Source organism: Sphingobacterium sp. GW821-FHT03E03 (genome assembly GCF_059420745.1).
Genome location: NZ_JBWKUH010000003.1, coordinates 341,007 through 354,679 on the forward strand (window position 1 = coordinate 341,007; position 13,673 = coordinate 354,679).

5 protein-coding genes and 1 pseudogene are annotated in these 13,673 nt (G+C 40.4%); 3 read left to right on the forward strand and 3 right to left on the reverse strand.

The features are described 5' to 3' along the window. Positions 1 to 323 precede the first annotated feature (323 nt). Together AC07UV_RS06440 and AC07UV_RS06445 are read left to right on the forward strand one after the other, a co-directional pair. The gene (locus AC07UV_RS06440) at positions 324 to 2,558 is read left to right on the forward strand and encodes a glycoside hydrolase family 2 protein (RefSeq protein WP_495183086.1); all 2,235 of its coding nucleotides are present in this window, start codon (positions 324 to 326) and stop codon (positions 2,556 to 2,558) included. A gap of 191 nt (positions 2,559 to 2,749) precedes the next feature. After that, positions 2,750 to 3,028: a hypothetical protein gene (locus AC07UV_RS06445; RefSeq protein WP_495183087.1), complete on the forward strand. Its 279-nt coding sequence runs from the start codon at positions 2,750 to 2,752 to the stop codon at positions 3,026 to 3,028. A gap of 91 nt (positions 3,029 to 3,119) precedes the next feature. On the opposite strand, the gene AC07UV_RS06450 is transcribed toward AC07UV_RS06445, so the two are convergent. The 3 genes and pseudogenes from AC07UV_RS06450 to AC07UV_RS06460 form a co-directional block, all read right to left on the reverse strand. Further along, positions 3,120 to 4,892 carry a RagB/SusD family nutrient uptake outer membrane protein gene (locus AC07UV_RS06450; RefSeq protein ID WP_495183088.1) on the reverse strand — a complete coding sequence of 591 codons (1,773 nt, stop codon included), beginning with the start codon at positions 4,890 to 4,892 and terminating at the stop codon, positions 3,120 to 3,122. A 9-nt stretch (positions 4,893 to 4,901) separates the two neighbouring features. Continuing rightward, entirely contained in the window at positions 4,902 to 8,207 is a 3,306-nt protein-coding gene (locus tag AC07UV_RS06455; protein ID WP_495183089.1) for a SusC/RagA family TonB-linked outer membrane protein, read from the reverse strand. A gap of 353 nt (positions 8,208 to 8,560) precedes the next feature. Continuing rightward, a pseudogene (locus tag AC07UV_RS06460) lies at positions 8,561 to 10,573 on the reverse strand (beta-N-acetylhexosaminidase). 259 nt (positions 10,574 to 10,832) lie between these two features. Here AC07UV_RS06460 and AC07UV_RS06465 point away from each other — a divergent pair. Continuing rightward, the gene (locus tag AC07UV_RS06465; protein WP_282251019.1) at positions 10,833 to 12,953 is read left to right on the forward strand and encodes an ATP-binding response regulator; all 2,121 of its coding nucleotides are present in this window, start codon (positions 10,833 to 10,835) and stop codon (positions 12,951 to 12,953) included. The last annotated feature ends 720 nt before the right edge of the window (positions 12,954 to 13,673 follow it).

Sequence of the window (13,673 nt, forward strand, 5' to 3'; positions counted from 1 at the left end):
TTGCTATATCCTTAAACAAAAACCAAATATCTAAAGTGTTTAATCGATTCTAATTGTAGCTCTGCGTAATACAATGGTAAAGAAATTATTAAGTTATTACTGAAAGTCAAATCCAGTCAATCGTTTGCGCAACTCTCGAAAACGTTATAGTGTATTTTATACAAACAAAACAATAAGGAAACATATTTAAACATGGAGACAATAAAGATTTAAAAAATTAATATTATTGCAAAATCTTACACTAACTAAAACCCGTACAATTAGCGATTGTCTTTTTGTTGGTTATATTTGAAAACGAAACAAATACCCTAAGTTAAAACCATATGATTAAAAGGATTTTTTATACGCTCTTCTTTATAGGGATAACTATTCTGAATCTACAAGCCAGAACTGTCATTCCGTTCAATTCAAACTGGTCGTTTAAAAAAGGTCCGTTTTCCACCTCAGCATTGGACTATAACCAGACATTTGATGGAAAGTGGCAATTGGTTACCCTACCACATACCTGGAATGCGTCAGACATGCAGACAGCAGAGATCAAACCGGGCAGCCTTGGAAAGAACGAACGCTTTTATACTGGAGATGCCTATTACCGCAAAACATTTGTCCCCGCTGTAGATTGGAAAGGTAAACGTGTTTTTATCCGATTTGAGGGTGTGAATACCAATACCGAAGTTTACTTAAATAATAAACCTCTTTCTGCCAAAGCAGGAAAAAATGATATTACCTACGATAACTCGCAACGAAATGGTAGCTACAATTTTGTCGGCAGACATCAGGGTGGCTATTCTGCTTTTGTCTTTGAACTAACTAATATGTTGCAATTGGGTGCAGAAAACGAGCTGTTGGTCAAGGTTAACAATGAAGCTAGCCCACAGGTCATCCCGGTCAACCACACCTTGTTCCCCATGTACGGCGGTGTTTATCGTCCTGTTGAACTTATTGTTACTGATGACATTCATGTTGCTGTGAATGACTTTGCTTCCCAGGGTATCTATATCACGCAGCAAAATGTTTCGAAGAAAGCTGCAGACATAGCTTTAAAAATAAAAATTGACAACAAGTCCGGAAAAATACAACCGATCGAATTGCTAACGACCATTTTTGAAAAAGATGGCACAATAAAAGCAAAACAGCATACAGCTTATACTTTACCACCTCAAGGTCGGCAAATGCTATTACAGCAGATTGCGGTCAAAAATCCGCATTTATGGCAAGGATTGGACGATCCTTACCTTTACCGGGTTGTGACACAGATCAAAAAAGATGGTCATATCATTGACGAGGTGACGACACCTTTAGGCATACGCAAATTTGAATTGCGCACTGGTCAAGGTTTCTTTTTAAATGACATCAAGTATCCCCTATATGGTGTATGTCGACATCAGGATCGTTGGGGCAAAGGTTCAGCCCTGAGCAACGCCGACCACGACGAAGATCTATCCATTATCAAAGAAATGGGAGCCACTTCCATTCGTTTGGCACACTATCAGCAGTCAGCATATTTCTATTCCAAATGCGATAGTATCGGGCTTGTGATCTGGGCCGAAATCCCATTTGTGAATCGCGTGACAACATTTGAAGACAATAATGCCCAACAGCAGTTGAAAGAACTAATTCGACAAAATTTCAATCACCCTTCCATCTATATCTGGGGGATGCATAACGAAGTTTACTCCCCGTCTGCCTACACCGTAGAACTCACGACCAAACTAAATGATCTCGCTAAATCCGAAGACCCGGATCGTTACACCGTCTCCGTCAGCGGATACAATGTAATTGATCATCCGGTTAACAACAACGCCGATGTACAAGGGATCAACCACTATTTCGGCTGGTATAACGGTGAACTGGAAAACAAATCTGATAAAGATGACGATGTAGCTACATGGGCGCAACGTATAAGTAAAGAGTTCAAAGACTACAAGATTATCTTTTCTGAATATGGTGCCGAAGCAGTTCCCGAGGATCAAGCGGAAGAGGTAGGTAATTTCGGGAACCAATGGAGCAATCCATCCTTCTTTCCAGAAGAATATGCAACAAAATTCCATGAAGTCCATTGGGGAGTAATCTCCAAAAATCCAATTTTCCTTGGATCGTACGTTTGGAATACTTTTGATTTTGCCACACCGATTACCGCACTGAACGTTAATCCAAGAAATTACAAAGGCCTAGTTTCCTTTGATAGAAAACTAAAGAAAGATGGTTTTTACTGGTACAAAGCCAACTGGAGCAAAGAACCGATATTGTATGTCACCCAACGCCGTATGATCAATCGCGGAAATGAAATTACTCCTGTAACCGTTTATTCCAATAGAGGCGAACCAACCTTAACCGTTAACGGAACGGTTATCAAAGGCGTTAGAAAAGGGCAAACAGATGTACATTACATTTTTGACAATGTTAAACTTGCAAAGGGGGCCAATACCATAGAAGCAAAGATCAACCAAAAAAATGGGAAGGTATTAACGGATACCATTCATTGGAACTATGATCCATCTTATAAGCAAAATGCATCGGGACCAACGAAATCTAAAACAGAACACGTAGGTCTCTAACACGAAAACTAAAGCCTAAAAAAGCCACACTAATCCCTGCATTAGTGTGGCTTTTTTAGATCATTAACCGACATAACCTGACCGTTTACCGAAATTCTTTCCTGATTAGCCTAATGCCCCTCCCCGACAACGCAAATCTGCCCTACCTTTGAGATATCAAATAAGAAACAAAACATTAAAAAATAAACATCATGGCAACTAAAACAACATTCAGCATCAACAGCAAAACGATCACAAAAGCTTTTCAAGACCTTTTTGATTCATTTAAAAGTTCAGTTTTAAAGGTGTCTTCCAAAAATGGACAGGAATACCTCAATATCTCATTATTGCTAGCGGTGATCATTGGAGTTATTTTTCCGATAGCTTTTGTGGTCCTTATTATCCTTACTTTGATTTGTAGCCTTCAGTTGGCCATCTTACAAGAAGATAAACAGGAAGAAGAAAAACAAAAAATGATCGAGCTAAAATAAACGCTGTACTTGACATAGTTTAATATAGACGGGATGCCCATTGCTGGGCATCCCGCTCTATTTTATATACATTTAGTAATCGGAAAATACACTACTCTAACGTAGGATTGAATTCTCCCCCCCAATCTTTATTTTGCTTGATATTCGGGTTTTTGTCTATCACAGATTGAGCAATCGGGAAGAAATAATATGTATCTGGCACCAGATTTATTTTATTTCCAGTACTAGGTACCTGCAATACATTGTACTTAAACTGATTTTCTTTCAGTTGGTAATTTTTTGCTAAGTCTGCCGCAGCTTTTAGATCCATATCTGTTCCGTTTGCATTGATCGCGATCGCTTCCACTCCCTGTTTGGTTTTATTGTTGAGGACAACAAGCTTACGCAAGCGACGTAAGTCCCAAAAACGGTGCCCTTCGAAGCAGAACTCAATATTTCTTTCCGCCAATAAAGCTTCCCGCATATCTGCTTTATTACCGACAGCGATACCATAGTTATTATCTCCCCCCGGTTCAATACCTGCACGCATCCGGATCTGTTTTAAGAGGGTCATTGCCGTAGCCAGGTCCCCTGTTTCATTTGCTGTTTCAGCATAATTCAATAGTACCTCCGCATAGCGCATGAGCACAAAATCCACATCATATTGGGTCTCCACCTGTGTTTGTCTTAAAGAGAGTTTTGAATTCTTCAAAATAAAAAAGCCTGTATACCGGTCTCTATTCGAGGAGGTTGTTCCAGCTTTTGGGTTTTCTCCAAAATTGTCTAATGCATCCGCGATGCCCAGCGAGGTATATTGTCTTTTCCCTGTTTTAGCCGAAACCTCATAGACCTTCCCGTTCCAAACAATGGATTTGTCAAAACGAGGATCGCGGTTCTCCCAATAGCTTTGTAGAAACTGCTCATCCGTTTTATGGTATTTGCCCGCTGGGTCTGTATATAATTTACCATCTTTCATCGGAAATTCTTTCACAAAATCCCAGGTTGGGACAGCACTGGCAGTTCCCCGGCTTTCGGAGCCCGGCCGTACCCCATTATCCCAGTTAGCAACCTTGTTGGGATAGGAGTTTATGACAGCAAAGACCACCTCAGGACCTTTCTCTACCAATGTAATATTGGCGTAATCAGCAGTCAGACTATACCCCTGTGCCTTTAGCTGCTCATAGGCTTTTTTATTCACCGCATTTGCTTCTGCCCAGTAGGTATTCCCATAAGGATTGGAAGGATTAAACTGTGGCGATGCTTTATACAATAATACTTTAGCTTTAAAAGCCAGAGCGAAATTACCATCAATACGTCCATAATCTGCTGTCCCCTTCCCAATAGTCATCGGCAAATAAGTCAGCGCCTCATCCAGGTCTTTTACCATGAAATCAAAACATTCTTTGGTACTGTTTCGCGGCACTTTCAATTCATCACTCTCCAGATCCTGCGGTTTTGTGATATAGGGTACTCCACCATGATGCTTGACCATATTGAAATACATATAAGCACGCATAAAAAGTGCCTGACCTAAGATAGATTTCTTAGTTGCATCATTTAATCCTGTACTTCCGGACACTTTCTGAATAGCGGTATTGATCTTACGCATGGTTGTATAGTCCCAAGCCTTATAGGCCGTATTATTGACTGTAACCGCATTCAAAGGAAAGTTAATCCCTGCAAGCTGTTGCGAATTATTGTCTGCGCCACTGCTCCAGTTTCCAAATAAGGTATATAAATTAGCCAGATAAGCATTGACAAGATTGGGATCATTCCACACCTTGTCTTCATTTACCGAGTTGAGATCCTCAATATCCAATACATTCTTGCAAGAAGCCGTTGTCAGCAACAAGGCAACTAGCGGATAAAATATCTTTTTCATCATTAAAATCAATTAAAATTTAACATCAAGACCCAATGTGAACGTTTTCATCACCGGATATGAATCGTACATTTTTTGCTCCGGATCATGGAATTCCTTCATCGGTGAAAAAACAAACAGGTTGGTACCATTTAAGAATATGTTGACACCCTTCATTTTGATTTTTTCCATCATTGCCTGTGGCAGTGTATAGGAAATATTTAAATCTCGTAATCGCATATAAGCTCCATTTCGGATCCAGAATGTTGAAGAGGTGGCACCGGATTCCTGCCAATTATAGCCTACAGGCCGAGGGTATTTAGCTTCTGTATTCTCAGGGGTCCAGACATCCGAAGTCCAGATAGGATAATAAGGTCTAAACGTATCCCCATGTTGCCGCATTCCTGCGCCTTCCTGATTGCTGATCACACGATCATAAGCCAATACGCCTTGAAATAAAGCAGAGATATAGAAACCTTTCCAACTGGCATTAAATCCAAATCCATAATTAATGCGAGGTGTATTATTCTCCGAAAGTAACTGCATATCATTGTCATCAATAATGCCATCTGGCTGGTCAGAATAATTTTGTCCACGGATATCTTTATACAGAATCATACCCTGATAAGGGTCACGTCCATAAGTCTTAAAGCCCTTTCCCTTCAGCGCATCAGCTTCGGCCTGCGTACGGACCAGTCCCGAAGCTTCCAGACCAATAATGCGATTTTCAGGTCGCCCTACCTTGGATCGAAAATTTTCCCGTCCTCCTGCTGCGTAGGAAGGTTCCTCGTCAAAAATATCCCATCGGTCTTTTGCATATCCCATATTCGCATTCAAACCGTAAGAAACTTCACCAACCCTGTCATTCCAGTTGAGCGAGAGTTCTCCTCCTCTAAAGCTTCGCGCCGCATAATTTTCCGGTGCCAACCCTCTCCCATAATTATCAGGAACCTTAATCCCCCGCGTTCCGAGAATATCGCTCTCCTTCCGGATAAATCCATCTAAACTACCCGTCAATTTATTGTGAGCAAAACCAAAGTCTACCCCTACGTTGTAACTCTTTGATTTTGTCCAAGTAAGATTCATAGTTGGGTTGTCAAGGTACGTTACCCCGGTGTAATAGCTATCGCCAAAAATATATCCCGGCACCGGTGTTCTGCTTCCTGTTCGTGAAGTGATGATCGAGCTATATTTCTCCATATACGAATAGGGTAATATCGAATAGCCTTCCACATCCACAAAGTTGCCCGAACTTCCATACGATGCTCGTAGTTTCAGATCACTGACTATATTCTTGATGGACGAAAAGAAGTTCTCATCCGACATGCGCCAGCCAAGAGACATAGACGGGAAAAATCCCCAACGCTTATCATTTGGGAATAAAGGCGAGCCGTCGTAACGGAAAGAAAACTCGGCTATATACTTATCCGCATAGTTATAGTTCGCTCGACCGATTACTCCGCGTCGTGCGTCCATTAATTCAAAAGCATCCGTCGATCGCATGCTCCTGTCTGTCGGATAGATATACATCTGATCCAATGGAATAATTGGATTTTCTGCCCGCGACGTAATATTGGTATTCCCCGATTTAAACTGCTCATAGACAATCAGACCATCCACCGTATGTTTGCCAAACTTGCGGTTGTAGTTTAGGAACCAGTCCACCTGGTATTGCCATTTGCGCTGTGGATTATAGTCCATAAAAGGTTGGGCCTGGCTAAAAGTGAATACATTTGTCCTATCCTCTGACGGTGGGGCCGGTATGAAACGGTTGCCATTAGGATTCAGCGAAGTAAATGTATAGTTCTTTTGAAAACTCATATAGCGTTTACGCATATAATCTTCCGCTACGTAACTTCCCACCAATTTTGTTGACAACCCCTCTAGCACTTTATCCAGCTTTAAATTAAGGGTCATGATTGGATTTACCTGGCGTACTTTGCGATCGATATATCGGTCACCGATGACCTGGTCGATCACATTCCAGGCCTGCCAGCTTCCCATTGGCGTTTGAACCGGATAAGCCGTTGGAGTATTGCTCGGCGTCCCATCTGCGGTCAGATAAAATGGATACATCTTGGGCCAGTTGAAAGTAACGCGGTAGAAATCCGAAACATCAAAATCATCATCACTCGCGGATGTACTAAATGGCCAGAAAAACCTATTGGAATTCGTCTGGTTGGCCGAGATGTTAAAATCTAGGCTAAATGCTTCACTAATTTTCGCTGAAATATTGCTCCGGAGATTAAATTTTTCGTGATCCAGCGATTTATAAGACCCATTTTCTTTCCGATAGCTCAATAAGGCATAGTAGGTAATCTTATCGCCACCGCCGTTAACAGCAATAGACTGCCTATGGCTAAAAGGATTTCGCCAAATGACATCATTGGTGTTATAATTTTTGTCTTTAAAATAGTCAAATTCGCGCTGTCCATTCGGAGCTACCCACGGTTCACTTTTCTTGCCCTGTTCCCAACGAAATTGGGAAACTCGATTCTGATAGATTAGTTCATCCGTAGCGGTAGTCAGATTGGCCAATAAAGTCTGTGTTGGTGCACTGAAGGAATAATTGCTCTGCACATTGAATACCGGAGCCTGGGCAGTCCCTTTTTTTGTCGTCACTAATACAACGCCATTACCTGCTCGCGTACCATATACAGCGGCGGTTCCGGCATCTTTTAAGAAACTCATCTGATCTACTTCATTTGCTTCCAGCGCGTCAAAAGCCGCTTTGTCGCGCACCACACCATCAATCACATAAAGCGGTTCTACAGCAGCTCCACGGATACGTAAGGAAGAGGAAGCTCCGGCCATCCCTGAGGTATTGGTCACATTCACCCCAGCAGCCCTTCCTGCCAAGGTATTGGACAGATTGGATGGCGAGATATTTTTCAGTTGTTCAGAGTTTACCGCTGCGACAGCCCCGGTTAGATTTCCCTTTTTCTGCTTACCATACCCCACGATAACCACCTCTTCCAACGACTCGGTATTGCCAATCATCGTCACGGCGATCGTTCCGCTACTTACTGCGACCTCTTGTCGCGCATAACCTTGATAATTGATAACCAAAAAATCGCCCTGTTTGGCGCGAATGGAAAAGCTGCCATTGGCATCGGTCGACGCTTGGATCGTGCTACCTTTTACGGTAATCGTAGCACCCGCAAGCGGTTCGCCCTTTTCATTCTTCACATTACCCGAAATTTGCTGTTGTTCGACATGAAAATAGCTCAATTTCGATTTCAAATTGCTCGCAATTAAATTAGGGGACGAGCATAAAAGACTTAGACCTAAAAGACTTAAAGGTCTGGCTTTGCTGTAAAAAAGATAATTCTTTTTCATAATTAAAATGGAGGTGTTTAGATAATAGTTTACAAACAATTACTAAAGGTTTATTGGTATTTTATCTTTTGTCAAAAAATCACAAAAGACGGTTGATTCTATTAGGAAATTAAATAAAAGAATCTGAAAATAAAAATGAAATTGAACAAAAGAAACTGAAAACTAGATTGTTTTTTATGTTTCACAGATAGGTTATTAGAATAATTAACCCGTTGTTTTTATAAAACAGCGAATCCAGCAGGAGCTGGTCGCACTAAAAAGAGCAATATTTAGACAACAGAAGAGGTCTTTTTAACCACAAAAGCAGCCACCGGGGCAGCTGCTTTTGTGGTTAAAAAGATATATTGCATATACTATCTTTTCTCCGTTCTGTTGAAAGGAAGAGTTGGCGACAAATTAAATGTAAAATTACCCCTCGAATCTACTCCACCAGCTCCTCTAACGCGAGCCTTGATTTCGTATTTCGCATTCGGATTATAATCTCTCACAGTGAAATTGTAATAAAAAGGTTTAATCTTATTCGTTCCTCTAAATTTATCCGCAAGCGCATGATGTCCATCCTCATCAATAATACGACCATCTTGCAGCAATTGGACAGCGTCTATCTCCAGAAAATTCTTACCTTCTAAAAAGAAAAAACCAGCTTGTGCCCGCCCATTGTCATAGATCTTTTTTGTCACATCAAAGGTTAGTGTACTATACTCCTCTTTAATGTCTTCACTTTTCCAGCTACCTGCGATATAACCGCCAGTATGATAGTAATCAATCCGCATGGAATCCAAACGTGGAAGATTAGCATCCAGCCTACGGCAAAACTCCGCATAATCTTTCTTCGACTTAGAAGCCCAACCTATTTCAGCGACGGCAAGTAAGCGTGGAAAATTCTGCACATTCATATCTTTGATATCCTGGGCGATCGCCGACCACATATTACCCTGTACCCCCAAAACCAATTGATCCTCCATTGCTGTCAGCCCATTTGATGGATCAAAGTCATAGACCCTCTTTAAAGAATTAATCTGCGGATAGGCCAGGTCGGTCATTGTGCCATCATTGCGGTCCGCCTGCGTAATATCGAAATACAAATGCGAGGCGGGTGTTGCCACAGCCTTAAATCCATCTTTGGTCGCCTCCTTAATCGCCTCCTCTCCAACCCAACTCATGATAGCTGTACTTTTGGGAAGATTCTTAGCATCTGCTAAAATATCATTCCAACCAATAGGCTTTTTCCCTTTCTGAACAATGATAGCTGATACACGTTGTACAAAATAGCTTTGCAATGCTTTGACATCAGCAATCTGATACTGCTTCATAAACTCCTGCACATGTGGTTCCTTTTCCCATAGATCATGACGGACCTCATCCCCCCCAAAATGAATATAGCTTCCTGGAAATAGACCGGCAATCTCTGTAAACACATTATCCAAAAATTGATAGGTTGTCTCTTTTGTTGGATCAAGTGTATTTGGTGTAAACTGGTTACCCCAATAACCCCAGGACGATACAAAAGGAAAGATATGATTGGGGTAAGAATTTTTGTTCACCCCCAATGCAGGATAGGCTAATATTGTTGGCCAGGAGTGCCCAGGTACGTCGATTTCAGGAACGATTGTAATATTGCGCTCTTTAGCATACTGAACCAGCTCCTTTATTTGCTCCTGCGTATAAAAACCACTACGCTCAGCCGGTTGTTTTTCAGTACGGTGGAAGACAGTCGCATTCTCTGCTGTTAATTTTGGATACTTCTTTATTTCGATACGCCACCCCTGGTCATCCGTCAAATGTCAATGAAAGATATTCATTTTATATAAAGCCATCGCATCCAGGTACTTCTTCACCGTGTTTACATCATAGAATGTCCGACTTACATCTTTCATATATCCACGCCAATGGTATCGGGGATAATCTTTGATCGCCACAGCAGGAATGGACCAGGTAGATTCAGGAACTTTACTCGTATTAGTCTCTATTGCTAAGGGGAGGAGTTGGCGCAACGATTGTGAGGCATTGAAAAGACCATGTGCTGTCTTTGCTTTCACCGTTATCTTTTTAGCAGATACATGTAATTGATACCCCTCATCACTAGGCAGATCCAGTTTTTTATCCAAAATAAACTCGATCGTATTGCTTGATTGCTTTTTTTCCAGCATTGGATAATGGCTTGCTTGCCGCAATTGCCGAATGAACAAGTCCACATCTTTAACGCTACAATTTTTAAAACTTATGGTCGTTTGTTTATCTAATTGGAATAAACCTTCCCCGTAAGTGATTTCCTGTGGTTTTGGAATAATATTTACAATAGATTGCGCATTACTTACCTGCCAGGTAATCAGTGACAACATTGCTGAAATAAACAGTTTTTTCATCAGTTTTACAATTTGTTATTTTAATGGAGCTGAATTATTTTGGCTCAACTATTTGACTCTTTTAGGTTTCCATCTGTAAAATAGAAAATAAAAATTGTACTATCGACTCGCCTTTTCAATCAAACGATTGTGTAAGTTTTTTAAAAAGTAGCGATTAATTGACAGTTATAAACAACACCTTTCATTTTTAAGTCTTAAATTTGAATTTCATACTAAACAAAGAGGCTGTAATTAATTTATTGGTTGAAAGAATAACAACGTGAAAAATAATAGAAAAATATTTATTTTCAGGACAGTTTTAATTGCTTTTCTGATTCTTTCTTTAGTGTATATCGGTTCGATATTTACCTATCAATATATTGAATATCAAAAAACCGAAGCTCGTCTAAATAAAGCCTATAGTTCCAAAAATCAATTGACAAGTTTATTTTATGAGCTATTTGCATCTTATAACGCTGCAGGAAACGCATTTCGGTCATATACGGTAGATTTTAGTACCGAAAATTTGGCAAACTATACGAAAAACTTAGATAGCCTCCGCTTTTATATTGACTCCCTTTCTACGCTTTCTTCCAAAAAAGGAATATCGTTTTCAACCAATACACCATTGGAACAAAACATTCATCTCTCTGATGAATTCGCACGCATCAAGAAATCTGTAGACAATATGATTTTCCTGGCAAAAGACTCCCTTTCTCTTTTGACAAAAACCAGTCGAACATTACGCCCAACGACTAATCGGATAGATGCGGATTCAGTTGTTAGTAGAATATTACGGGATACCTCCTTAACTGTAAGCAAAAAAGATACAATTGTCAGAAAAAAAGAAAAACTTTTCACCCGGATTTTCAAAGCAAAAAATGACACTTTAGTTTCTAACAAACTTGAACAACAATTTAATGTCAATCAGATTAAAGCAATTCACAGCCAGATCCAGACGTTAATTGAACAGAATGAATCGTTCTATAAACAAGATTTTAGTAAAATCCGTCGTTCTTTCGTCGAACTCCAAGATAAGGAAAGACAACTCCTACAATCAAATTATGCACTTTTTAGTACAATCAGTACCGCTCTGCTCAAGATAAAAACACAAGAAGATGAGTCCTTACGGGCGGCCGAGATACAGGATTTCACATTGTATAAGGAAAATTCTGCCTTTTTCGGAAAGCAGGTTATTGCCTCAATCATCCTAATGATTATTATGGTGACTTTGATTCTATCCTATCATTACAATACCATCATTTACGAACGTAAAATCACAGCAGCGCGAGATTACGCCCTGCGCACTGCCAAAGAAAAAACCAGTATATTAGCTAATGTGAGCCACGACGTGCGTACACCGGTCAATTCGCTGGTCAGCGTCATTGACCTCTTAAAGAACAACACATCCAACAATCGCGTTAATCCCGCATTATTGGATTCCATCACACAGGATATCCATGTGATCAATGATACTGTTGAAGATATACTCAATCTTGGCAAATTAGAATCAGGTATGCTTGAAATTAAAGAAGAATATTTCTCACCAGCGAACTTGCTTGCCAATTTGATAAAAATGCAACAAAGCCAGGCTGATAAAAAAGGTCTTAAGCTTATCAGCCATATTACGATAGAACCAGACACCTTAATCAAGAGCGGGGCATATCGTTTGCGTCAGATTGTATCCAATCTCCTGAGTAATGCTATTAAATATACTGACAAGGGACAGATAGAGATAAAGGCATTTATCAACTCGGACGCAATAAAAACGTTGCAAGTACAGGTCAGTGACACTGGAAAGGGTATTTCGGTTAAAGACCAAGAACATATTTTTGAACAATATTACATGACTGACCTCAGGTCCAAAAATAGCTTTGGATTGGGATTACATATTTCCAAACTTATGGCTGAGCAGCTAAATGGAACATTAAGTGTGCAAAGTAAACAAGGAAGAGGGTCGACGTTTACATTAGTCGTTCCAATTGCTGATGAAAAGAAAAGCCCGACGCAAGTTATTACACAGGACAATCTACCGCTACATTCACATATTGTCGTTATCGATGATAACCCAATCAATAATTTATTTATTAAGCAGGCCCTGCAGCAGTTCAAAGATGTACAGATTTTTCAAGATTCGTCACATGCGATGGAGTATCTTCAAAATAATACCAGTGATATTGTCATTACTGACCTCAACATGAATGGTCCTAGCGGCTGGGATATTTTGAATTTAGTCAAAGGAAACACAACTATCCACGGCGCTAACAACAAAGTAATTGCATTAACATCAGATGAATCACAGGTAACCGTACAGACCCCTCAAGGGCAGATGTATCATTTTGATGGGATCATGGTCAAGCCTTTTAATCTAACAACATTCGTACAAATTTTAACATCTTAGATCGTATCGCTAGATGCTGTTGCAATTATCTTCCCATAAAACCAACATCCGTTCCTATCGGCTTCAATACAAAATAAGATCTACATCAAGAAAATAAGGAAAGGGGCCTGCAACGCTTGCAGCCCCCTTTTTCCTACGTATTATTCATAATCCTGAAGCACTTCATTACAGCTTGGTTGCCGTTAATCGTTAAGATATTATTCGGGTGCTCGGGATGGTAATAAAATATTGGACAGGCCTTCTGCTTACAATCCAATAGAATTTCAACATCATGTTTAGAACTTAGGTCTTTGATGGCTTCTGCCCCTTCATTCGTTCGCGGAATATGTATTTGATTGGCTTCCCGTCTCTCACTTGGGAAACTACAGCATCACTTCGCAACACAACGCCGCATGGGGGAACAAACTGAGCCGCTACAACATTCGTAATCGACTAAGCAGACCTGTCCAGACAAAGAACAAGACGAAATTCCCCCTGTAAGTAGTAAAATTAGAGTTTCTCCATAGCTTCAGAGTCATTGCCACTGGAAAGTAGATAAACGGAGTCATAGTAGAGTACTTTAGATCAGTACCCTGCAGAACCGTATTTTATAGTACAACTTCGGAGACTTATCTCTGTGTGGCTTTGTGGCGGTGCATTGCTCTCTGGAATCTTTTGGGAAGTATGTAAACGAAAGAAGCCCTTGACTGTTTCCAGCAAGGGCTTCCGTGTAAAAAAAGG